This is a genomic window from Peristeroidobacter agariperforans (assembly GCF_004138335.1).
GTDB lineage: Bacteria > Pseudomonadota > Gammaproteobacteria > Steroidobacterales > Steroidobacteraceae > Steroidobacter > Steroidobacter agariperforans.
In genome coordinates this window covers 92059-115705 of sequence record NZ_RYFW01000002.1, presented here as the reverse complement: position 1 = coordinate 115705, position 23647 = coordinate 92059, and the positions used below count along the sequence as shown (strand labels likewise).

Here is a 23647-nt window from a genome sequence, read left to right as displayed (position 1 = left end):
TCAAAACCGATAGCTCAAATACGCGCTCGCGCCGTACATCTGATAGATGACATCGCCCCACGTATTGCCGGCTGGGTCGGACGGCAGCAGCACATCGCGGGCGATTTTGTCGGAAGCGCGCAAGTCGAGAGTGAGATCCAAGCGAGGCAGCACGTCGCGCAATTGGGCGCCGATGCCGCCGTAATAACCGTAAGCGGCAGTAGGCGCGTTGAGGCGCATGGCCCCCGCGTAGGCGCCGATGGAGAGTTTCCGACCGACTCGGTAGCGGTAGTCGAGGGCTCGAACGCCGATTGCAGTCAGACCATCGAAATCGTCCATCTCGACGCGCACGCCCAGATCGCTACGCGAAGTCACTGCGCGGCGCACGCCCACACCGATGTGCGGCCCGACTGAGGATGTCTTCTCGATCGGCGTGACACCGCCGTCGGACGGGTCGTATTCCACCTGGCTGACGTTGACGCCCGCATCGACGAAGATGTCCACGTTGCGCGCCGCTTGCTCGGGCAATGGCTCGATCGGTCCAGCGAACTCTTCCCGGGCGCCCGGCGAGTAACGTACGAACGCGCCGACGCGACGAAAATCCTCACCGAACACATCGCTGCCGACGTTGACCTCGGCGCCATAGACGAATTCGTTCCAGCTGCGCGAGTATCGGAGTGCGACGTCATGCTCGCGTTGATAATCGCCGACCCCGTAGTCTTCATTCTGCAGCGTTCGATAGCGCACATCGAACGTTCCGCCGAACGGAGCAGCCCAGCCGACGCGCAGCATGTGACTGGTCGCGCCGACGGCATCGCGGGCCAGCCGATCGTCGGCGCCCCAATGCCCGATCACGTGACCGTCGTTGGACGTGCCGTCTGGATAGACGCCGTTCACGTACCAGGCGTTCTGCCAATCGGAGACCTCGTAGGTCATATCGAAGCGCCGCCAGATCCGCGGAATGTCGATGCCCGCGGACAGCGACACGTTACCGAGACGCCAACCTTCCGCGCGCGAGCCGTCCTCTCCGGCATACTCGAAATACACCGAGAATGGCACCCGCGCGGGAAACACGAACTTGCTGGTCAGCGCCGCCACCTGGTTGCCGAACTGATCGTCGCTGCCGGTCTCGTCGCTGATGTTGTCGTAGCGCGTCGGCGAAAAGAACGCATTGAACAGATCACCGAACGAGCGCTTGCGCTCGCCGCCCCCGTATTGCAATACCCGACTTGCGCCAAGCGACCAGCCCAGCACCGGCTCGATAGCCAGGTTCACGCCCGCGAGTCGCGGATAGCCGGCAGTCGTCCCGCCCTGGTAAGCGATATCCTCGACGTAGTCCATGCGTGCGATGAACGCTTCATACGTGAAATTCCAACCGGTCATCGGCTTGTAATTCGATAGCGTCACGCCAGGCATGGTCTGCGCCTGCGTGCCGATGAGCATGGCGCTGTCGCTCATCGGCGACCACCAATGATCCCGATAACCGATATCCAGCTGAAAGTAATGATTGCCGATGCTGAGCATGGAACCGGACGGAATGATTTCGTCGGGATAGGCGACTGCGCCCAATTGCAGCTGCATGTAATCGAAAATACGAAACTGGCCGGCCACCGATGCCGACCATTCATCCCCCGCGCTCATTCCGAAACTATTCGGCAGAGTCTTTTCGGAATTGCGCGTTCCGGCTGCCTCGAGACCGACGTGCGCGACCCCGAAACGCTCGGTGTAAGAGCTGAGATAGGCGCGCACCCGCTCGCAGAGAAGCGAATCGACCTGACAAGCGGCGGGCAGCGCCTCCAGCACTGTGACGGCCGCAATCGGACGGCGCACGATCGGGCGGCCCGCCAGCAGCAGCACCTGATCGATCTGACGTTCGATCTCGGGCGCCATTTTCAGGGGGAGATAAGGACTCGGCCCCTGCGCCAGCGCGGCGCTTGACGAAAACGCAGCGGCCACCGCGACGGCGACCTGGACCCTTCGACTGCTGCTCAAACTTGCACCTTTCCCGCGCGTATCCAACCTTCCATGATTATTGTACCGACTCGAGCAGCGCCGATCTCACTCGCAGCGGAAAATCGTCCCGGTTGCTCTGGAACCAGCGGCGCGCGTTAGCAGACATGCGCGCCCACTCGCTGTCGCTCATTGCCACTGCGCGCTCCACTGCAGCTTCCAAGCCAGCGGTGGAAAAATAATAAGTGCTCGTCAGGCGCTGCTCGCCGACCCGCTCGTACGGCACTAGCAAGCCACGCTCCGCGGTGACCAACTCATCCATCGGCGGCGCCGCCACCGTCAGCACCACCGCTCCGACGCTCAGGGCTTCGACGATGTAGTGACCCCAGCCCTCCGACAAGGACGGGCAGACATGGAACATGCAAGCGTTCTGCTGTTCCAGCAATTCGGTTTCGCTCAGATAACCGTGGCGACGATCGATGTTCGCAGCCTGAATTTCCGGCGCGTGCGCATCGCGGCCATGCTGAATCACCGTCAAGGTCGGCCAGTCGGGCCGTTGCGCCCAGAGACGCAGCAAGCGGTCCGTTCCCTTCATCGTGCTCTTGCCGGCGAGGTGAAAAAAGCGCCGCTCCCGCGGCACCTCGGGGCGATGCCGATCGTCGCTGTCGAAGCTCAGGAATAACGTGTCCCGGCCCAGGCGCCGGAAAATATCTTCGCTGTGACGGGTCTTCGCCCAGACGTGATCCACGTGCGGCAGGAAACGAACGTCGTGACGGTCGAACCATTCAGGATTGGGCACCACGACGCTGCTGCGCGCCAGCGGCAGGAATTCGGCCCAGACGTGCTCCAGCATGATGTTCAGGTCGACATCGCGCGGTGTCGCGCGCGGCCGACCGAGCCGCAGCTTCAGGAGCAATTGGCGGAGGCCGGAGCGCCGCCGCTTGGCTGCATCGGCGTCAATGGCATGCACGCTCACGTCGTGCCCTTCCAAGCGCAAGCAATCGCTCAGCAATTTGATGTCACGCGTCAACCCGACGCCGTTGACTTTACCGATGATGCGGATCTTGTAAGGAGTTGCCACTCTATTTAGCACGTGTATCGCTGACCTCCGGCGCACTGGGCGCGCGCCGCTAACCGGGCCATTGGATATTACCCACCATGAACGCCGCCTTGATAGCCGAACCGGCCAGGGAGCGGGACGCTCGTGCCATTCTACTGGCACGCCCCATGCGACCGATCGTGTACGCGCCGTTTCCGCAAGCGAAGGCTGAAGCGGCGACGCCAAACGCGTCGCCACGGCGATTCGCTCGTGCTCGCGCCTCACGACTCAGCGTGGTCGGCACGATATGCCAGCGCATGACCCGCCCGCCCGCGCCACTGCAGCCCTTGCCCCACCTGCCGGCCATGCCGTTCCAGCCGCGCCTGAATGCCGGCCATGGTTCGGTCATGTGCCTGAGCGAGTTGCGCAATCGACTGACCGGCGTCGAATCTTTCCAGTAAATCACGATCCTCCTGTTCCGCCCACGGCTTGCCGGCATTGACCGGCAGTCGCGCGCGGTTGCCCCGGCCCTTGGATCGATTGCTCAACTCCAGCGCGCGGACCGCGACATACAGTGCGCGGATCACATCCGCGGCCTGATATGGCGAGTCGATCTCGAACATTTCACCGGTCTGCGGGTTGACGCCATTCGCCAGCGCGGACACGATGCTCAGAGCCTTGTTGTCATCCATAATGCTGTTCTCCATAAAAGCGTTGCACTCGATGAATCAGAATCCTTTCCGCCTCGGGGCGCGCAACCTCGAGGCCGACGGCAGTGTAGGCGCGCGCACGCCGCGCAGATCCGCCGTATACCTGGCGATTCATCGAGAAATGGCGCGCTTTCCGACGCGCGATCTGTTGTTAAGCGCTCGCTGACCCATGCGCGCGTTTGCTTTGTTCGTCGCGCTGCTTGCGGGCTCGCTGCTGGTTGCCGCGGTCTTCACCTATCCGGCCTGGTGGCTGGTCAGCCTCGTTTCCATAGAACCGGTTCACCGCGTCATGCATCGCATCGCCATGCTGTTGGCGCTGATCGGACTGGTGGTGCTGACGCGCCGACTCGGACTGACAGATAAGGAATCGCTGGGGTACGGCTTGCCCCGCCGTGAATTTCTCCGGCAGATGAGTATCGGGTTCGTGTGCGGCATCGGCCTGATGCTGCCGCTCACGGCATTGTTGCTCGGCCTCGATATTCGCGAAGTGAAGCCAGGCTTCGACGGCGCGTGGCTCGGCCTCATCGCGGGTGGCCTGCTCACGGGCGTGACCGTAGCGTTTATCGAAGAAACATTTTTCCGCGGCGTGTTGTTTACCGCTGTCTCACGAACGTCGGGCGCGGCTGCGGCCGTGATTGCACCGAGCGTGCTTTACGCATCACTGCACTTTCTGGGCGGAAAATTGCGCGTGCCGCCGGAAGAGGTGTCGTGGGTGCACGGCTTCGAGGTGCTGAGCAAGCTGTTCGAACGATACGTGCAGCCGCTGACGTTCGCTGATTCGTTCGTCGCGCTCGCGATGTTGGGCGTGTTGTTTGCTCTCGTTCGGCTCCGCACGGGCGCGATAGCAGGGTGCATCGGATTGCACGCCGCGGGTGTGGCGTTCATCGCCGTGCTCCGTGAAGCGACGCTCGTGAACCCGAGCACGGAGTTCGCGGCGCTGGTCGGCAATTACGACGGAGTTATCGGTTGGGCGGCGCTGGTCTGGTTCGCGGTGATCGCCGCTATGTTTGCTGTTTTGAGCCGGCGCCGGATTGGGAACTAAGAGACGTTGGAGAACAAGCGTCGACTTAGTCCAATGGATGAAAGTCCTCTAGTAACGACTCCTCGATCGTCGGCACCCTGGGGATCGTCGCGCGGCGGGATTGTTAGCCGCAAGTGGGTTGGGCCCGCCAGCTCATGCTCAGGTGACAGGTGACTCAGGTTGCTACGACAGGCGCGCACGGCGGCGCGCACCGCAGTCTCAAGCCTGCCGAATATCCAACCGTTCCCGCAGCAGCCGCAGCCGCTCCACCGCGTTATCCATCTCCAGGCACTGCTGCTTCTCCGGCATGGGCAGCGGCAGGATCTCTGCCAGCCTCATTCCCACCCAGCTCGCGTTCTCGAAGTGCGGCGGCTCTGCTCCGTACGCCGTCCCCACTTGCACGAACGCTTGTTTCAACAGCTCGGCCAGGATCGCGAGATCGTCCGGAATTTCCATCGCCGGCTCGTCCGGCAGAAACTCGACGTCGGCGACGTTCAACCCATCGCTCTGCGTTTTGACTTCGATGATGCTGAAACGCTGCCCGCCCCGCGCAGTGATGCCGAGCAGCCCATCGTCCAGACGTTCGAAGTCGACGATGCGTGCAGTTGTGCCAACGACCGTGGTGCGCGCAGTGCCTCCAGCCTCGCGCCCCTCAGTGATGAGCGCGACGCCGAAGTTGCTGTTCTCGCGCATGCAGCGGCTGATCATGTCGAGATAGCGCGGCTCGAAGATGCGCAGGCGCAGCGGGCCGCCCGGGAACAGCACGGTGTTCAGCGGGAATAAAGGCAGGACCACCGACATGTGTCCTCCTCGCGCCCTCAACGCTTCCGCAAACGGTCCAGCAACTTTCCGTGGATGCCGCCGAAGCCGCCGTTGGACATGATAAGCACATGATCTCCGCTTACCAGCGACGCGTCGAGCTGGGTAATGAGCTGATCCAGATCCTTCACCGTCTCCGCCCGTTTACCGAGCGCAGCGACCGAGCCCGCAACATCCCAAGTGACATTCGGTCCTTGATACATCCATACATGATCGGCCTGTGACAACGCGCCCGCCAGAGCCGCGGAGTGCGTACCCAGCTTCATCGTGTTGGAGCGCGGCTCCAGCACAGCGATCAAACGCGCCGAACCGATCTTTCGTCGCAAGCCATCGATGGTGGTCGCCACCGCGGTCGGATGGTGTGCAAAATCGTCATAGACGGTAATGCCATTGACCACACCGCGCACTTCCATTCGCCGACGCACGCCCTGGAATTCCTTCAACGCGGCAACCGATGTTTCTATCGGCACGCCGGCGCTGCGCGCGGCGAGGATGGCAGCCAGTGCATTTTCGGCATTGTGACGGCCCAGCATGGACCAGTTCACCTCCGCCACTGCGGCGTTGCCCTCCATGATGGAAAAACTGCTGTAGTCCCCGCCCGGCGGCGCGATCGCATACCACGCCGTGTCGCCGTGCGTGCCGGTTGAGAAACGCTCCACCGGCGTCCAGCAGCCCATGTCGATCACGTGCATCACGTTCGCGTCGCCCGAGTTGGCGACGACCAGCCCGTGCCTCGGCACCATGCGCATCAACTGATGGAACTGCCATTGGATGGACGCCACGTCGGGGTAGATATCCGCGTGGTCGTGCTCGAGATTGTTGATGATGGCCGTGCGCGGCCGGTAGTGGACGAACTTGGCGCGCTTGTCGAAGAACGCGGTGTCGTATTCGTCGGCCTCGACCACGAAATGCTGACCTGTGCCGAGGCGCGCGGTCACGTTGAAATTGCCCGGCACGCCGCCGATCAGGAAGCCCGGCTCCAGGCCGCCGTATTCCAGCAGCCAGGTGAGAATGCTCGAGGTGGTGGTCTTGCCGTGCGTGCCGGCGACCGCCAGGGTCCAGCGCTTGTTCAACACGTGCCGCGCCAGCCACTCCGGCCCCGACGTGTAGGGAATGTCGCTTTCCAGCAGCGCTTCGATCAGCGGATTGCCGCGGCTCATGACATTGCCGACGACGACCACGTCGGGTTTCAGCTTCAGCTGCTCCGGCCCGTAGCCCTCGATGATGTCGATGCCCAGCTCGCGCAGCTGATCGGACATGGGCGGATAGACGCTCTGGTCCGATCCAGTAACGCGATGGCCCGAGGCGCGCGCCAGTGCCGCGATGCCGCCCATGAAGGTGCCGCAAACGCCAAGAATGTGAACGTGCATGAATCCTCTATCTTTCCTGGCCTTAACCGCGCAGATCGAGCATCAGCTGCACGACCGCCTGAGTGGAATAAATGATTGCGATGGTGAGCGCGATGCCGGTGATCAGGCCGCGATCCAGCGCCAGCATGAAAACGCGGCCGAGCACCAGGGCGACGACCAGAAAGCGCAGCTTCAGCCAGGTCATCGACACTTCATTGCCCCAGCCCAGCGCCAGCTGCGCCGAACGGATCGTCACATCCAGCAGCAATACCAGCAGACCGACCCCCAGCGTCGCCGTGATGGTCTGCACGAAACGCTGGCGGCGCCCGAAGAACGCCAGCACCAGCCACAGCCAGGCGCCGAGCATCAAAGCGTCGACACAGATGAACAACAGCGCGGTCGGCCGATCGAGCGTGAACAGCCGCATGCGCAGGAAGCCGGTGCTCAGATAAGCGATCAGGGCCAGTGTCGCCAGAGTGCTCGAAGCCGGCAGGTCCTGCGGTCCCTTTCGCCAGAGCGCGATATCCAGGAAGCTTTGCAGAAATCGCAAAATGACCATGAGCGAAACGCGTGTTGTACCGGCGAGCCATGCCGGCGGACTCCCCTATAATGCGATGAATTGTACACGCACGCCCATGCAGCCACCGCCAATAGTCACCACGTCCGCTGAACTTCTACACGCGCTCGAACAGCTTCGCGCTGCCGACTTCATCGCGCTGGATACCGAGTTCATGCGTGAGAGCACGTACTTTCCCAAGCTCTGCCTGGTGCAGATGGCGGCGCCCGGTCGCGACGGAACGACACCGTGCGCACTGGTCGATCCAGTGGCGGTCCCCGACCTGCAGCCATTGTGGGATTTTCTGAACGACCGCGCCCGGATCAAAGTCGTGCACGCCGCGCGCCAGGATCTGGAAGTCCTGGCGGTTGCCATGCGTGGCGCGCTTCAGGGTCCGATCTTCGATACCCAGATCGCGGCCGCCCTGCTCGGCCAGCCGGCGCAAATCGGCTACGGAGCGCTGGTGGCCGCGCGGCTCGATCACCAGCTGGAAAAAGGCCATACGCGCACCGATTGGTCGCGTCGACCGCTGAGTCCCGAACAACTGCAGTACGCCGAGGACGATGTGCGCTATCTGGTGCCGTTGTATCAGAACCTGCGCGACGCCCTGCAAGAAGCCGGACGCATCCCGTGGCTCTATGAAGAGACACGCGAGCTGGAATCCCCCGCGCTCCATCGCACCGAGCCGGAAGCAGCCTGGAAACGCTTGAAAGGGCTGGATCGGTTGCGCCCTGAGCAGCGCGCCACCGCTAAATTGCTCGCGCACTGGCGTGAGGAAACAGCGATCAAACACGACAAGCCGCGCGGCTGGATTCTGGCCGACGATGCGCTGCGCGAGATCGCCGAGCGCTTGCCAGGCACGGCGGCAGATCTGGAAAGCATCCGTACGCTGCCCGCAGGTGTTGCGCGCCGGCGCGGCGAAGAATTGCTGGCGCTGGTCACGCGCGGCCGCGAACTGGCGCAATCGGAGCCGGCCGCGTTCATCCCGCCGAAACCCGAGACTCAGAAGCTCGCGCTGGTCACGAAACTGATGAACCTCGCGCGCACGACGGCGGAAGAATTGAAGATCAGTCCGGAAATACTGGCGACCCGACGCGACGTGGAACAGCTGGTGTTCTCACGCCGCACCGACCGCCTCAGTAGCGGTTGGCGCAAAGATGTGATTGGCGATCGATTGATCGCACTTTCGCAGGAAGCGTCCGCTCGCTGAGCGAATTCGAGCGCGCCATCGGCTACGTCTTGAACGTAGCGCTTCGCATTGAATCTGGCGCTACCTCGCGAACATCGCGCTCTCAGCAGGCTGAGCGCGCTACGGCGCGCCAGCCGGCAATCGAGATTATTTCTTCTTGCGAGCCTTGGTCGCGCGACGCGCAGCTTTCTTGGCCGGCGCCTTGCGAGCAGCCTTCTTGGGGCTGCGAGCGGCAGTCCTGGAAGATTTCTTCGCCGACTTCTTGGCGGCTTTGCCTTTCGCGGCCGGCGCCTTGCTCTTGGCAGCAGACTTCGACTTCGACTTGGCCTTGGCCTTGGCCGACTTCGACGCAGTCTTGCTGGCGCTCCTGGCCGCCGGCTTCGCCGACTTGACCGCTGAGCTCTTGCGTTTGGCCTGCGCCGGCGTCTTCGTGACTTTCACTTTCGAGGCCGGCACCGGCTTCGCCAGCGCGGCGGCTTCCATGCGCTCGGACACTTCTTCCAGCTCGCCCTCGCCCGCGACTTTGCGCAGCAGGCCCAGCTTGGAATAGTGCGCAATCAGCGGCTTGGTCTGCTGGTCATACACAGACAGACGCTTGCCGATGACTTCTTCCTTGTCGTCGGGGCGTTGATACAGCTCCGTGCCGTCCTTCTCGCAAGCGGTGGTACCGGCCGGCAGCGAGTGAATGTTGTAAACCGTGCCGCACTTCGGGCAGATGCGACGGCCGGCGAGGCGTTGCATCAACGTCTCGTTGCGCACGTCGAGCAACAGCACCGCGTCCAGCGGCTGGCCGATTTCTTCCAGCAGCGCATTCAGCGAATTCGCCTGGTCGATGTTGCGGGGGAAGCCGTCGAGGATGAAACCATTGGCGGCATCGGCACGGCTCAGGCGTTCGCGAATCAGGCCGAGCACGATGTCGTCGGAGACCAGCTGGCCGGCGTCCATGACCGATTTGGCTTGTTTGCCGAGCTCGGTGCCCCGCGCCACGGCATCGCGCAGCAGATCGCCGGAGGAAACCTGCGGCACGCCATATTTGCCCATGAGGCGCTGCGCCTGAGTTCCTTTGCCCGAACCGGGTGCCCCCAGTAATACGATCCGCATCATTTTTGAATCCGACCTCCCGACAAGAGCCGGGGAGGGTACAGAAAGCGCCGTTCGAGCGCTATCCTTCGCGCCGACGATCTTGGTTCCATTGCACAGGTCGAAACATGCCAAAAAAGACTGGGAACAGAGTTACTAACTCGAAAACTGGCCGGGCGAAGAAGACCGCCCGCCCCCGCAACGCCTTTTACGCCCAGTCCGGCGGTGTTACCGCTGTCATCAACGCGTCGGCGGCCGGCGTCATCGAAGCCTGCCGCCGCGCCGGCAGCCGCATCGGCAAGGTCTATGCGGGCCGCAACGGCATCGTCGGCGCTTTGACAGAAGACCTGATCGACACCAGCAAGGAGTCGGCCGCGGCCATTCGCGCCCTGCGTCATACGCCCTCGGGCGCGTTCGGCTCAGCACGTTTCAAACTGAAAAAATTCGAGGACAATCCGGCGCAATATCAGCGCCTGATCGAAGTGTTCCAGGCGCACGACATCGGTTATTTCTTCTATAACGGCGGCGGCGACTCGGCCGACACCTGCCTGAAGGTCTCGCAGCTGGCCGACAACCTCGGCTATCCCATTCAGGCCATCCACGTGCCCAAGACCGTGGACAACGACCTGCCGATCACCGACTGCTGCCCCGGCTTCGGCTCGGTGGCGAAATATGTCGCAGTATCGATCCGCGAGGCGGGCTTCGACGTGGCCTCGATGGCCAAAACCTCCACCAAGGTGTTCATCATGGAAGTGATGGGCCGCCATGCAGGCTGGATCGCAGCCGCCGGCGGGCTCGCCGCCGAGAAGGAAGGCGACTCGCCCCACATCATCCTGTTCCCGGAAATCACATTCGACGAAGACAAGTTCTGCGCGCGCGTGAAGGAGTGCGTGGAGAAGTACGGCTATTGCGCCATCGTCGTGTCGGAAGGCGTCAAGACCGCGGACGGCAAGTTCCTGTCCGATGCCGGCCTGCGGGACGCGTTCGGTCATGCGCAGCTCGGCGGCGTCGCGCCGGTGATCGCGCAGCTGGTCAAAGCCAAGCTGAATTACAAATATCACTGGGCTGTCGCCGACTACCTGCAGCGCGCCGCGCGCCACATCGCTTCGAAGGTCGACGTCGAACAGGCTTATGCGGTCGGCAAGGCGGCGGTGGAACTGGCGCTCAAGGGTCACAACTCAGTGATGCCGACCATCGTGCGCACCTCCAGCAGCCCGTACAAATGGAAGATCGGCATGGCGCCGCTCGACCAGGTCGCGAATCAGGAAAAAATGCTGCCGCGTGACTACATCACCGAGGATGGCTTCCACATCACCGCCAAGGGGCGCCGGTATTTGAGCCCGTTGATCCGCGGTGAAGACTATCCGCCGTATAAAGATGGCCTGCCCCAGTACGTGACGCTGAAGAACGCACCGGTGAAGAAAAAGCTCGACACCCCCTTTGTGCTATAGTTTCGCGACTTTTTTCCGGCACTTAGTCACTGCTGAGGCCGGACAAGCTTGCTCTGAGACAGCCCGCGCCGGCGACTGCCCGGCGCGGGCTCGATTCAACGTTTGATTTGGAACTGCCTTACTGACGATCTGCCTGCTCTAAAAATTTGCTCACAACGATGCACCCGCAAGGGGGAGGAAGTTGATGTCCACAGATGTCGCGCTTTGGCTCGCGATCGGCGCCGGTGTTCTGGCCGTGCTGTATGGCGTAATTTCGGTCGGTTGGATCAACAAGCAGCCTGCGGGCAATGAGCGAATGCAGGAGATCGCCGCGGCGATTCAGGCAGGCGCCAAGGCATATCTCAATCGTCAGTACTCCACCATCGCCATCGTTGGCGTCGTTCTATTGATCGTGCTCGGCCTGGCGCTGGACTGGGCGACTGCGGGCGGCTTCGCGGTCGGCGCCATCCTCTCCGGCCTCGCCGGCTACATCGGCATGAATGTTTCGGTGCGCGCTAACGTGCGCACCGCACAGGCTGCCAGCGTCGGGCTGAATCCCGCTCTGCAAGTCGCCTTCCGTGGCGGCGCCATCACCGGCATGTTGGTGGTCGGCCTCGGCATGATCGGCGTCGCCGGTTATTTCACTTTCATGCGTGGAGTCATCGGCGATGAGCATGCGCTGCATTCACTGGTCGGCCTCGCCTTTGGCGGCTCGCTGATCTCCATCTTCGCGCGTCTTGGTGGCGGCATCTTCACCAAGGGCGCCGACGTCGGCGCGGACCTGGTCGGCAAAGTCGAAGCCGGCATTCCTGAAGACGATCCGCGCAACCCGGCCGTGATCGCCGACAACGTCGGTGACAACGTCGGCGACTGCGCCGGCATGGCAGCTGACTTGTTCGAAACGTATGCGGTGACCGTGGTCGCCACGATGGTGCTCGGTGGTTTGATGTTCACGGCGGCCGACGGCGGCCTCGACATCCGCTACATCATCTATCCGCTGGTGCTCGGCGCCGTTTCTATCGTCGCTTCCATCATCGGCTCGTACTTCGTGAAGGCGCGCGACGGCGGCAAGATCATGAACGCACTGTATCGCGGCACGGCCGTGTCGGGTGTGCTCGCGCTGATCGCGTTCTATTTCGTGACCCCGATGATCATGGGTCCCGAACTCGCCAGCGACCTGTTCGCCTGCGCCGTCATCGGCCTGGTGCTCACCGCCGCATTGATCGTGATCACTGAGTACTACACGGCGACGGAATACGCGCCGGTGCGTTACGTCGCAGCTGCTTCCCAGACGGGTCACGGCACCAACGTCATCGCGGGTCTCGCGGTGTCCATGAAGTCCACCGCACTGCCGGTGCTCGCTGTGGTCGCGGCCATCTGGGGCGCGTATTACATCGCTGATCTGTACGGCATTGCCATCGCAGCCACCTCGATGTTGTCGATGACAGGCATGATCGTCGCACTCGACGCGTACGGTCCGATCACGGACAACGGCGGCGGCATCGCCGAAATGGCGGGGCTGCCGAAAGATGTGCGCAAGATCACCGATGCGCTCGACGCGGTCGGCAACACGACCAAGGCCGTGACCAAGGGCTACGCGATCGGCTCCGCTGGTCTCGCCGCGCTTGTGCTGTTCGCGGACTACACCCACAACCTCGAAGCGGCGGGCAAGCTGCAGGTGTTCTCGCTGTCCGATCCGGCTGTGATCATCGGCTTGTTCATCGGCGGCCTGGTGCCCTATCTGTTCGGCGCCATGGCGATGGAAGCCGTCGGTCGCGCCGCGGGGTCGGTGGTCGTGGAAGTGCGCCGTCAGTTCCAGGAAATCAAAGGCATCATGGAAGGCACGGCCAAGCCGGACTATTCCAGGGCCGTGGACATGCTGACGCGCGCCGCAATCAAAGAAATGATCGTGCCGTCGCTGCTGCCGATCCTGGTGCCGGTGGTGGTGGCGTTCGGCATGAACTTCCTGATGGGTCCGGGCGCAGGCATTCGCGCACTGGGCGGCCTGCTGATTGGAACGATCGTGACCGGCCTGTTCGTCGCCATCTCCATGTGTACGGGCGGCGGCGCCTGGGACAACGCCAAGAAGTACATCGAGGAAGGCAACTTCGGCGGCAAGGGCTCGGACACGCACAAGGCGGCCGTGACCGGCGACACGGTCGGCGATCCGTACAAGGACACGGCTGGCCCGGCGATCAACCCGCTGATCAAGATCATCAATATCGTGGCGCTGTTGCTGGTGCCGCTCCTCTAACAACGCCGCCAAGGCGATATTTGCAAACGGCGCAGCTAACGCTGCGCCGTTTTCGTTTCAGCCGGCGGCACGTGGTGCTATTTGGATTGACGGATCGGCTAGGGATAAGGGCAAACTCCGCCGATGGATCACACCCGCAAACCCCTGCCCACAGTGGTGCGCTATCTGCTGCTGGTGTTTGCGGTCGTGTGCCTCGCGATCGGGGTGATCGCGCTTTTCATTCCCGGCCTGCCCACCACCGTCTTCATTCTGATCGCCGGTTGGGCGGCGGCGCGCAGCTCGCCGCGATTTCACGACTGGCTGGTAAACCATCGCCACTTCGGCCCGATGCTGCGAGATTGGCGAGCGCACGGCGCCGTGAGTCGTCGGGCGAAAATCATGGCGACCGTCATGATGTCCGGGTCTGCGGTGATCTTCTTCATGGTGAGTCCGCGAAGGTGGGTCGCGGAGCTCCTCACCGCCGTGATGGCGCTGGTACTGATGTGGCTATGGCTACGGCCCGAGCCGCCGCCGAAAGCCGAATAATCTCAGCCGATGCTCCGCGCCGGCACGACGCGCGCCAGCGGTTGGGGCCGCCCCAGATAGAAACCCTGCAGGAAATCGACGCCCATCTTCTTCGCCGCGTCGAGCGCGCCGGCATCTTCGACCTGCTCGGCGATCACCTGGAAATTCAGCGTGCGCGCCAGCTTGATCATCGCAGCGACCATGGCCTGGTTCACCGAGTCCACCGCCAGGTTGCGGATGAACGTGCCGTCGATCTTCAGATAATCAAGCGACAGGTTCTTCAGATTGCCGAACGAGGACAGCCCGCGGCCGAAGTCGTCCAGTGCGAACTGGCAGCCCATGCCGTGCAATACGCCGATGAAGCGCTGCGCATGTTCAATGTTCGTAATCACGGAGTTCTCGGTGACTTCGAAGCACAGCTGGGTCGGCGCCACGCCGGTACGATCGAGCACGTCGACGACGAACTCCAGGAACTGCGGGTCGCCGAGAGTCTGGCCGGAAAGATTGATCGCAAGACTGCGGCTCGACGGCAGACGAATGCCGCCGCGTCCCAACGCCGTCAGCGCCGTCTGCACCACCCAGCGATCGACGTCCGACATCAATCGATAACGCTCCGCCGCGCGCAGGAATTCCGCCGGCGAGATGCCGCCCGGCACATTGTCGTCCTGCAAACGAAGCAGCACTTCGAGCGCCGGCCCTGTCTCCGTCGCCGAGGACGCGATGATGGGCTGAGCCATCAGCTCGAAACGATTGTCCTTGAGCGCGGACTGCAGGCGCTGCAACCACTGGATCTCGCCACGATGACGCGCGACCGCTTCATCGCGCGCCGAATAAACATGGACGTGATTGCCCTGCTTCTTGGCGACGTAGCAGGCCGAGTCGGCCGCGCTCATCACTTCATCCGGCGCGCCGCTCTCGCGTGAGATCTCGATCAAGCCGACGCTGATGCCGATGTTGAAGATCTTGTCCTTCCACACGAATCGGTAGTCACTGATCTTCCTCACGACGTCGTCGGCGATCTGCCGCGCTTTGTCGAGCGGACAGCCGACCAGCAGCAGACCGAACTCGTCGCCGCCGAGACGGCCGACAGTGTCGGAATCGCGCACTGTTTCTTTAATGAGCGCCGCAACCTCGCGGAGCATGCCGTCGCCGGCCATGTGACCGCAGGTGTCGTTCACGGCTTTGAAGCGATCGAGATCGAGGTAGCACAGCACGTGCTTGGCTTCGTTGGTGTGCGCCGTCTGCAGCGACTCTTCCAAGCGACGCTCGAACTCGCGGCGATTCACCAGGCCGGTAAGCGCGTCGTGACTCGCCTGGTACGACATCTGCTTGGTGATGCCGCGCAGCTCGCTCACATCGCGCACCACGACCACCGTGCCGACCAGCTCGCCCTTCTGCCCTTTCAACGGCGTGACAGTCAGCTCCACCGAGCGCTCTTCGCTGCCGTCGCGGGAGATCATCACACCACGGCGACCGGCAGAGACTTTCGACTGGGTCGCGAGGCAATGACGCACGGGGTCGCCGAGCGAGCGGCGGTCGCTTTCATCCAGCAATTGAATGATGTCGGTGATGCTCTTGCCGAGCGCATCCACGGCACTCACGCCCATCAGCTGCTCGCCGGCTTGATTCACGTAGTCGATGCGGCCGCTGACATCGGTGGTGATGATGCCCTCGCCGAGCGAATCGAGCGTTTCCCAAGCGGTAGGCCGCCCACTGCGCGCCGGTATCGACGCCGGCAACGAACGCGGCCCCATCTCGAGCAGCGTCAACAACAAAGCCGGGCCGCCCTGATAGTCGATACGCACGGCGCTCAACTCGACCCGCGCGGTCCCGCCCTCGGTATCGGGGTGCAGCTCGATCTCCAGCCGCTCCAGCCCCGGCTCGCCGGCCAGCGAGCGACGCAGATGCTCGACGACCAGCTCGGTGTAATCGGGGTGCAGCAGCTCGGCGATCTTCTTACCGGTGAGATGCTCGGCCGCCGCGGCGCCGGTCAGCGCGGCGAAGCGCTCGTTGGCAAACACGATGTGATCGCGATGGACGGCAACCGCTTCCTGCAGGCCCGCCAGCAAGCCGACCAACGAGCGCTCACGCTCGCCGATCATCAGATCCTTCATCGCCATCTGCTCGAGCAGACGGTTCGCATTCTCGGCGAACTCGGACGCCGGGCCAGCGACGCGGACGCGCTCGGCGAATTTCCCGGAGCGAACGATAGCCTCCAGTTGTCCGGCAGCGCGAGTCAGGGCCGCGCTCCGGCGCTCCCGCCAGAGGATGAAACCCAGCAGCAGCAAGACCGCGACGGCGAGAGAAATGGTCAAAGTCCCCAACAGGGCACTCACATGAAAACGCTCTTTGCTTCGATCCCCTAGGTTGCCGCGGCGAGCCCCGGCACCCGGTAAATTGGAGTGGCGCTGAGAAGAGACGAGCGCAGGCACCTAATTAGCCGGGAAAGGAGCATAGCGAACGGCTGAACATCTGCCGGGGGGATTGACCATATTGTATGCGGCGAGCAGGTAAATATTGGCCTGAATGCGGCCGAAGAGGAAAATTCAGGGTTCCCTGCAGGCGCATCGGCACTGCGCCATGCCCGCCGGGGAGCTGTCCGCCCTTTAACTTGTACCGCCGAATCAAAGTCCGTACCCTTGCCGCCGCCAGCCTATCCGGCCTGATTTGTCTACGAATTTGCCTATGAATATCGAGTTGGCCCGCCAGCAGATGATCGAACAGCAGGTGCACGCCTGGGACGTGTTCGACGAGCGGGTGTTGAGCACCATGCGCACGGTCCGGCGCGAGCAATTCGCCCCGGCGCCCTTCAGCCAGGTCGCCTTTGCCGACGCCTCGATTCCGCTCCCGGGCGGCCAGTCGATGCTGCCGGCCAAGGTTCACGGCCGCATCCTGCAGGCGCTGCTGCCGAATCCGGCGGACGTCGCGCTGGAAGTCGGCACCGGCAGCGGCTACCTGAGCGCTTGCCTGGGCATGTTGGCGGCTCGTGTGCGCACCGTCGAGATCCTGCCTGAGCTGGCCGAGATCGCCCGACGCAACCTGTTTGCCGCCGCGGTCAACAACGTGGCCGTGGAGGTGGGCGACGGCATGCAGCTCACCGAACAGTCCACCTACGACGTGATCGCCGTGACCGGCTCGCTGCCGTTGTATGACGAGCGCTTCCAGCAGGCGCTGCGTATCGGCGGCCGCTTGTTCGTGGTGGTCGGTCAGGCGCCGGTGATGGAAGCCTGGAAAGTCACGCGCGTCGGCGAACGTGAATGGCAGCGTGAGAGCCTGTTCGAAACCGTGCTCGCGCCGCTGGTGAACGCGCCGCGCCCGTCCGAATTCGTGTTCTGATCAAGTCTCCTCGCCATCATGAGCACTCCACAGATTGCCGAGATCACCCCGACCGAATTCGTCGCCCGCCGCCAGCGCGGCGATGTGCTGACGCTGCTCGACGTGCGCGAAGCCTGGGAGCTCGGCGTCGCCAGCGTGCCGGCCGATCAGCAGGTCGTACACATTCCCATGGGCGAAGTGGCCGAGCGCATCGGCGAGCTCGACCAGAGCAAGGAAGTGGCGGTGTTGTGCCGTTCAGGACGGCGCAGTCTGGAGGTCGCCAGGTATTTGCAACAGAACGGTTTCCGCACGGTCAACGTAGCGGGCGGCATCCTCGCGTGGTCGCGCGAGCTCGATGCAACCATTCCGACTTATTGAGCGTCTCAAGCCGCATCACTGACCTGGCCGCTGTATGGCACCCACGGACGGTGGCTGAACGCGCCGGGTCTGTGGCATGAATGGTTAAGCTCGTCCGGCGCGCGTGGTCTAGACATAAATTAATTCGCCAGCGTGTCATCATCCGGCGAACGCAACTGGGACTGGAACGAAACAAGATGAAAGTACGCGCTCCGCTCATCGTCGCCGCTTGCAGTCTGATCCTGGCTTCGGCGGCGGCCGATGCTGCCGACCTGGTCACTGTTTATCAACGCGCCTTGCAGAACGATCCGCAGATCAGAGAAGCGGACGCGCTTCGTCTCGCCAGCCGCGAATCCAAGCCGCAAGCGCTGGCGGCGTTGCTGCCGCAGATCGAAGTCGGAGGCTCGTACAGCAAGTTCGATGAAGACAGCGGCCGCACCACGCTGACCCGCAGCGACCCGTCCGATCCGCTCAGCCCGCTGGTGCCGATCGATATCACCAGCACCTCCGATATCACCGCCAAACAATATGACCTCACCCTGCGGCAGAGTCTGTTCCGCTGGGATCAGTGGATGACGTTGAAGCGCGCCGACGCCGAAGTCGCGCAGGCCGAAGCGGATTATATGTTCGCCCAGCAGGATCTGATTCAGCGCACTTCGGTGCGTTACTTCGACGTGCTGGCCGCGCAGGACACGGTCGACGCCGCCGCGGCGGCGCTGGAAGCGTTCTCACGTCAGCTGGAACAAGCAAACAAGCGTTTCGAAGTCGGCCTGATCGCCATCACCGACGTTCAGGAAGCGAAGGCCGCGCACGACCAGGCAGCCGCTGCCGTGATTGCAGCCAAGCGCACACTGGCGACGGCTCGTGAGTTGTTGCGTGAGTTGACCGGCGAATCGTTCGATACGTTGGCGACACCGGTCGACGACATGCCTTTGCAGTCGCCCAATCCCGAGGACGAGGAGCAATGGGTGAGCCGCGCGTTGGAACAGAATCTGGCGGTCATCTCGGCGCGGCTCGCAACTGACATCGCCAAACAGGACGTGCGGGTCGCGCGCTCGGGTCACCTGCCCTCCATCGACCTGGTCGCGAGCCGAGGCGATCAGGACTTCACCGGCGACCAGGTCGGTCGCAATGAAGGCGGCGTGTCGCGCGCCCCCGCCGATCAAACGCAGACGACGGATTCGATCGGCATTCAGGTCACCGTGCCGATCTACTCAGGCGGCGCCACCTCCTCGCGGGTGCGCCAGACGGTCTATCTGCACCGCGCCGCCCGTGAGCGTCTGGAGCGAGCCAATCGCGAAACCGAACGCTCCGCTCGCGACGCTTATCTCGGCGTGCTGAGCGAAATCTCCCGCGTGCGCGCGCTTCGCCAGGCGCTGGAATCCAGCCGCACGGCGCTGCAAGCCACCGAGGCGGGATTCGAAGTAGGAACTCGCACCACCGTCGACGTGCTCGATGCGCGCCGTAGATTGTTCGAGGCGCAAACCAACTACGCGCGCAGCCGATACGACTACATCCTGAATGTATTACAGCTGCAGTTCTCGACCGGCACGCTCGACCGGGCCGACCTGGAAGAGATCAACGCCTCGCTGAGAGAGCGAACGATTACCCGCTGATCCGTTGTTGTCATCGGCCGGGGTGCACGCCCGGCGCTTGGACATCCTGTCCATCGGAACTCGACCGGCCTCGGCGCGTTGCCCATCTTATTCACGCTAGGGACCTGGCGCCGAAGGATCGGGCTTCGACGGAGGCTCTCATGAGCGTCGCTACTCAGCACCCACCTGGCCGCGAACAACTCGGGACGTTCAGTCCCGAGCCGCAGCCGTTGTCCTTGCTCATCAACGGTGAAGTGCGCACAGCGCTCGCCGATCCCGCCACCACACTGGTGGAATTCCTGCGCGACGCGCTCGGGCTCACCGGCACCAAGATCGGTTGCGATCGAGGAGCGTGCTCGGCGTGCACGGTATGGATCGATGGCGAGGTTGCGGCCAGCTGCATGACGCTCGCGCTCGACGTGCGCGAACGGAATATCACCACAATTGAAGGCTTGAGCCGTGCAGGCGAGCTGCACCCGGTACAGCAGGCCTTCATCGAGCACGATGCGCTCCAATGCGGCTTCTGTACGCCTGGCATGGTGATGAGCTGCGCGCAGCTCGTGAACCGGAATCCCGATTGCACGCTCGACGATGTGAAGACCGCAATCTCCGGCCACCTGTGCCGCTGCGGAACCTATCCCAACATCTTCAAAGCCACGCTGGCCGCCGCAGCCGCCAGCCGGAAAGGCAAAACGAAATGAGCGCGGACGCTTTCGAACAGCGCTCGCTGCCCGCGGGCATCGTCGGCGATGCCGTCAAACAGGTCACTCGCAACGTACCTCGAGGCGAGCCGCCTGCGTGGCCTGCGAACGCGGAACTGCAGGTCGTCGGCAAAGATGTGCCACGCATGGATGCGCTGGACAAAGTCACCGGCCGGGCACGCTACACCTTCGACGTGCAGCTGCCGAGAATGCTGTACGCGCGGACACTGAACAGCACGGTGCCACACGCTCGCATCAAGTCGATCGATACCTCGCGAGCGGAAAAGTCTCCGGGCGTGCGCGCCGTTCACGTGCTCGAACGCTTACTCATGATCGCAGAGCTGCGCGATCCCGGTGACGAAGCAAGCGAGCCTTATCCTATCGTGCGCTTTACCGGGCAACCGATCGCGGCCGTCGCTGCGACATCCGCTCGAGCCGCGGAAGCCGCGCTCGAATTGATTCGAGTCGAATATGAGCCCATCCCTCATGTCACGGAGTTCGAGGACGCGATCCAGTCGAGCTCTCCTCCGGTATTTCCTGGTCCCACCGAGCAGCGAGCCACCGCCGGTGGCGGCGGCGCGGCGCAAGGACTGCCGCAAAAAGGTAACCTGCGCGGCCCGAGCACAGGCGGCTCACGAGGTGAGATCGAACGCGGCTTCAAGGAAGCCGATGTCGTCGTCGAGGGTGAATACCGCACTCAGGTTCAGACTCATACGCCGCTCGAGCCTCATGGCATCGTTGCCGATTGGCGTGACGAAGAACTGACGATCTACGCATCGACGCAGCACGTCATGAGCGTGCGCGATGAGGCCGCGGAGATTTTCAAGCTGCCGAAGGAAAAGATCCGCGCCATCAGCGACTACACCGGCGGCGGGTTTGGCGCGAAATACGGTGTGGGCAACTACGGCACGCTCGCCATTCACCTGTCCCGCAAGGCGGGCGCCCCCGTACGCCTGGTGCTGGATCGACGGGAAGAGCATGTCTCGGTCGGCAATCGTCCCAGCACGCTACAACGTCTGAAGATCGGTGCGAAACGCGACGGCTCGCTGACGGCAATCGAGTTGCACAGCTTCGGCACTGGCGGCGTCGCCGCTGGGGCGGGCGTTGGCATGTGCCATCACAGCATGTATCCGTGTCCGAACGTGAGCATCGAGCACTACGATGTTTTCACGAACGCCGGCCCCTGCGCTGCATTCCGCGGCCCGGGCCAGACACAGGGAATATTCGCGCTCGAGCAGGCCATCGACGCGGTCGCTGCGCGCCTCGGCATCGACCCCATCGCCATGCGAGACAAGATCGATACGCGTGATGCCGACGACGTTCGCGCTCGCGCGGCAGAGCGTCGCATCGGTGCGGAAAAATTTGGCTGGTCGCGCCGACGCGCACCAGGCAGCGATGCAGGACCGATCAAGCGCGGCATCGGCATGGCGCAGTCCATGTGGCCTTACATCGTGAACAGCTACACCACATGTGAGATCCGCATTGCAGGCGACGGCACGGTCGACGCCTTCTGCGGTACGCAGGATATCGGCACGGGCACGCGAACCGTGTTCGCTCAAGTCGTTGCCGAAGAATTGGGCTTGCGCGCAGAAGATGTGCGAGTTCATGTCGGCGACTCACGCTTTCCTCCCGGCCCGCCCTCTGGCGGCAGTCGCGTCACCAGCTCTCTTACGCCCGCTGCGCGCAATGCTGCTCATGCAGCGGCCCGCGACATTGCTTCGCGAGTGGCGCCGTTGCTGAAAGCACCAGCGGACGAGCTCATCTTCAAGAAGGGCCACATCGAACGTCGCGGCGACTCGAAAACCTCGCTCGGCTTCGCCGAAGCTTTACGGCGCGCTGGCATCGAGACGCTCGTGCACCGAGCCGATCGCCGCGACGACTACGAAGGTTACGCCCGCAAGGCCGGCGAGCTGAATATCAGCCCGCACGCCATCGGCGGTGTGCAGTTCGCCGAAGTCTGCGTCGATACGCAGACGGGCGCGGTGAAGGTTGAGCGCATGCTCGCCGTGCACGATTGCGGACGGCCCATCAATCCCAAGCTCGTCGAAAGCCAGATCCTCGGCGGCGTCGTTCAGGGCGTGAGTTACGCACTCTACGAAGACCGCCGCCTCGACGCTGCGACCGGCGTGCAACTCAATGCGAACATCGATCAATACAAGATCGTCGGCTCTCGCGAGACGCCGCAGATCGAAGTGCATTTGATCGAACTGATCGGCGCCCAATCTTCCACGGACGCGCGCGGCGTTGCCGAGCCCGCCAATGTTGCTACCGCCGCCGCGATCGCCAACGCGTTCTTCAACGCCACGGGCAAGCGCATCTACACGTTGCCCATGACACCCGCGAACGTCCTCGCGGCTTTGCGCGCGGAGTGATCATGCGAAGCTTCGAGTGGGTGGATGCAAAGTCGGTCGATGAAGCCGTCTCGCTGCTTACGGCAACGACGGCGAACGCGCCGGTGATTGCGAAAGCAGGCGGCATGGATTTACTCGACCTGATGAAGGAAGGCATCGTCCAGCCAGCGCGGGTCGTCAATCTCAAATCGATTCCTTCGCTCGGCGATGTGAAGCTCGACAACTCAGGAATGCAGCTGGGCGCTCTGGTGACCCTGGCTCAGATCGAACGTCAGCCGGGCATTCGATCGCACTACCGAGCGCTGGCTGACGCGGCAGCACACGCCGCTACGCCCCAAGTGAGAAACGCGGCCACCATCGGCGGCAACCTGCTGCAGCGGCCGCGCTGCTGGTATTTCCGCAACGAGCATTTTCATCGCGTCACTGAAGCTGACCATAGCGAGCATCAGCATCACGCGATCTTCGAGAACCAGCAGACGGTGATGGTTCATGCCTCGACACTCGCCACGCCGCTGCTCGCTTATGACGCCAGTATTCACCTCACGTTGGGCAAAGGCGCGTCGCGCAGCGTTGCGCTGAAGGACTTCCTGCTGCCGCCGTCGATGACGCGAGACCGTGACACCATCATCGCCGACGGCGAGATCCTGACTCACATCAGCGTCCCACCAATTCACCCGAGCACACGTTGCGCGTATCACAAGCAAACCGAGCGAGACAGCTACGACTGGCCGATTTGTGACGTGGCCGTCGTGCTGCAAATGAATGGAGATACGGTGGCGAGCGCGAAGGTCGTTCTAGGCTGGGTAGCGCCCGTCCCACGGCGAGCCGTGGATGCCGAGGAAATATTGGTCGGCCGTTCGCTCGACGACCAATCCGCCAGCGAAGCCGCTGCAGCGGCTATCCGAAGCGCGACTCCGCTGGCGAGGAACGCTTACAAGGTCCCTGTATTGGAAACCGTGATCAAACGGACCATTCTCGCCGCGAAGTAACTGCATCAGCCCCGGTAGCCCAACAGCCGGGCCGGCAAGAACAGCACGGCCTTGATGAAGGCAAACAACGCCTCCAACACCACCGCCACCGCCCGGAAAGGCAGCGACAACAGCCACAGGAGCGGCAACAGAAAAATGGCGAGCAGCGCCAGCGGCCAGGCAACCACGAACAGCACGCACCAGACGAGCACTACCAGCACGAAAGACATCGCCCTCTCCTCCTCCGACCTGCGCCGATCCGAACCGGCGCTCTTGGAGTTGAGACGTGGAATTGGCGCGTAAGGTTGCAGTGGTGGCTTGAAGAGCTGGAGGCGTCGGTGGTCTACGTGGACGGGTAGTGTCCTGACTCAACGTTGCTGTCGGAGGCGTCGGTGGTCTACGTGGACGGGTAGTGTCCTAGCTCAACGTTGCTGTCGGAGGCGTCGGTGGTTCGCGTCGCCGGGAGCGACCTACCTCCTT

General features: G+C 63.1%; 20 protein-coding genes. 11 read left to right on the top strand and 9 right to left on the bottom strand.

The window, feature by feature from the left end:
* From EK373_RS14385 to EK373_RS14375, 3 genes are all read right to left on the bottom strand, one after another.
* Nucleotides 1-1971 carry a capsule assembly Wzi family protein gene (locus EK373_RS14385; protein ID WP_129644014.1) on the bottom strand — a complete coding sequence of 657 codons (1971 nt, stop codon included), beginning with the start codon at nt 1969-1971 and terminating at the stop codon, nt 1-3.
* A 37-nt stretch (nt 1972-2008) separates the two neighbouring features.
* Nucleotides 2009-3010, bottom strand: coding sequence for a glycosyltransferase (locus EK373_RS14380; RefSeq protein WP_129644011.1), 1002 nt, complete (start codon nt 3008-3010; stop codon nt 2009-2011).
* A gap of 239 nt (nt 3011-3249) precedes the next feature.
* Nucleotides 3250-3675, bottom strand: a complete 426-nt coding sequence (locus tag EK373_RS14375; protein ID WP_198683346.1) for a hypothetical protein — start codon at nt 3673-3675, stop codon at nt 3250-3252.
* Between the two features lie 172 nt (nt 3676-3847).
* Here EK373_RS14375 and EK373_RS14370 point away from each other — a divergent pair, with 172 nt between their 5' ends.
* Complete coding sequence (locus EK373_RS14370; RefSeq protein ID WP_129644005.1) at nt 3848-4720, top strand: CPBP family intramembrane glutamic endopeptidase; 873 nt, start codon at nt 3848-3850, stop codon at nt 4718-4720.
* A 198-nt stretch (nt 4721-4918) separates the two neighbouring features.
* Here EK373_RS14370 and EK373_RS14365 read toward each other — a convergent pair whose 3' ends face one another.
* Genes EK373_RS14365 through EK373_RS14355 form a run of 3 tightly spaced genes read right to left on the bottom strand, consistent with a single transcriptional unit; the run spans nt 4919 to nt 7426 of the window.
* Entirely contained in the window at nt 4919-5500 is a 582-nt protein-coding gene (locus EK373_RS14365) for an LON peptidase substrate-binding domain-containing protein (protein WP_129644002.1), read from the bottom strand.
* A gap of 17 nt (nt 5501-5517) precedes the next feature.
* A complete protein-coding gene (mpl, locus tag EK373_RS14360; RefSeq protein WP_129644000.1) occupies nt 5518-6888 on the bottom strand; it encodes a UDP-N-acetylmuramate:L-alanyl-gamma-D-glutamyl-meso-diaminopimelate ligase in 1371 nt (456 codons plus the stop codon).
* A gap of 22 nt (nt 6889-6910) precedes the next feature.
* Nucleotides 6911-7426, bottom strand: a complete 516-nt coding sequence (locus EK373_RS14355) for a hypothetical protein (protein ID WP_129643997.1) — start codon at nt 7424-7426, stop codon at nt 6911-6913.
* A 76-nt stretch (nt 7427-7502) separates the two neighbouring features.
* On the opposite strand from EK373_RS14355, the gene rnd reads away from it, so the two are divergent.
* Nucleotides 7503-8633 (top strand): ribonuclease D, encoded by a 1131-nt coding sequence (gene rnd, locus EK373_RS14350; protein WP_157994369.1) that lies wholly within the window; start codon nt 7503-7505, stop codon nt 8631-8633.
* 126 nt (nt 8634-8759) lie between these two features.
* Here rnd and EK373_RS14345 read toward each other — a convergent pair whose 3' ends face one another.
* Entirely contained in the window at nt 8760-9716 is a 957-nt protein-coding gene (locus EK373_RS14345; RefSeq protein WP_232831111.1) for an adenylate kinase, read from the bottom strand.
* Nucleotides 9717-9820: 104 nt separating this feature from the next.
* On the opposite strand from EK373_RS14345, the gene EK373_RS14340 reads away from it, so the two are divergent.
* The 3 genes from EK373_RS14340 to EK373_RS14330 all read left to right on the top strand — a co-directional run bounded on the left by EK373_RS14340 (nt 9821) and on the right by EK373_RS14330 (nt 13901).
* Complete coding sequence (locus EK373_RS14340; protein ID WP_129643991.1) at nt 9821-11143, top strand: 6-phosphofructokinase; 1323 nt, start codon at nt 9821-9823, stop codon at nt 11141-11143.
* A 184-nt stretch (nt 11144-11327) separates the two neighbouring features.
* Nucleotides 11328-13376 carry a sodium-translocating pyrophosphatase gene (locus EK373_RS14335; protein ID WP_129643989.1) on the top strand — a complete coding sequence of 683 codons (2049 nt, stop codon included), beginning with the start codon at nt 11328-11330 and terminating at the stop codon, nt 13374-13376.
* Between the two features lie 123 nt (nt 13377-13499).
* Nucleotides 13500-13901 carry a YbaN family protein gene (locus EK373_RS14330; RefSeq protein ID WP_129643987.1) on the top strand — a complete coding sequence of 134 codons (402 nt, stop codon included), beginning with the start codon at nt 13500-13502 and terminating at the stop codon, nt 13899-13901.
* 2 nt (nt 13902-13903) lie between these two features.
* Here the strand turns inward: EK373_RS14330 and EK373_RS14325 are convergent, their stop codons facing one another.
* A complete protein-coding gene (locus EK373_RS14325; RefSeq protein WP_129643985.1) occupies nt 13904-16216 on the bottom strand; it encodes an EAL domain-containing protein in 2313 nt (770 codons plus the stop codon).
* Between the two features lie 361 nt (nt 16217-16577).
* Between EK373_RS14325 and EK373_RS14320 the strand changes: the two genes are divergently transcribed.
* The 6 genes from EK373_RS14320 (at nt 16578) to EK373_RS14295 (ending at nt 23188) form a co-directional block, all read left to right on the top strand.
* Nucleotides 16578-17216: a protein-L-isoaspartate O-methyltransferase family protein gene (locus EK373_RS14320; protein ID WP_198683345.1), complete on the top strand. Its 639-nt coding sequence runs from the start codon at nt 16578-16580 to the stop codon at nt 17214-17216.
* Between the two features lie 18 nt (nt 17217-17234).
* Nucleotides 17235-17573, top strand: a complete 339-nt coding sequence (locus tag EK373_RS14315) for a rhodanese-like domain-containing protein (RefSeq protein ID WP_129643981.1) — start codon at nt 17235-17237, stop codon at nt 17571-17573.
* A 176-nt stretch (nt 17574-17749) separates the two neighbouring features.
* Nucleotides 17750-19168: a TolC family outer membrane protein gene (locus tag EK373_RS14310; protein WP_157994368.1), complete on the top strand. Its 1419-nt coding sequence runs from the start codon at nt 17750-17752 to the stop codon at nt 19166-19168.
* A gap of 140 nt (nt 19169-19308) precedes the next feature.
* Complete coding sequence (locus tag EK373_RS14305) at nt 19309-19848, top strand: (2Fe-2S)-binding protein (RefSeq protein WP_129643977.1); 540 nt, start codon at nt 19309-19311, stop codon at nt 19846-19848.
* Nucleotides 19845-22220: a xanthine dehydrogenase family protein molybdopterin-binding subunit gene (locus EK373_RS14300; protein ID WP_129643975.1), complete on the top strand. Its 2376-nt coding sequence runs from the start codon at nt 19845-19847 to the stop codon at nt 22218-22220. Before EK373_RS14305 ends, EK373_RS14300 begins: the two co-directional genes overlap by 4 nt.
* A 2-nt stretch (nt 22221-22222) precedes the next feature.
* Nucleotides 22223-23188 (top strand): FAD binding domain-containing protein, encoded by a 966-nt coding sequence (locus EK373_RS14295; protein WP_129643973.1) that lies wholly within the window; start codon nt 22223-22225, stop codon nt 23186-23188.
* A 5-nt stretch (nt 23189-23193) separates the two neighbouring features.
* On the opposite strand, the gene EK373_RS14290 is transcribed toward EK373_RS14295, so the two are convergent.
* The gene (locus EK373_RS14290) at nt 23194-23397 is read right to left on the bottom strand and encodes a hypothetical protein (RefSeq protein WP_129643971.1); all 204 of its coding nucleotides are present in this window, start codon (nt 23395-23397) and stop codon (nt 23194-23196) included.
* Nucleotides 23398-23647: the final 250 nt, after the last annotated feature.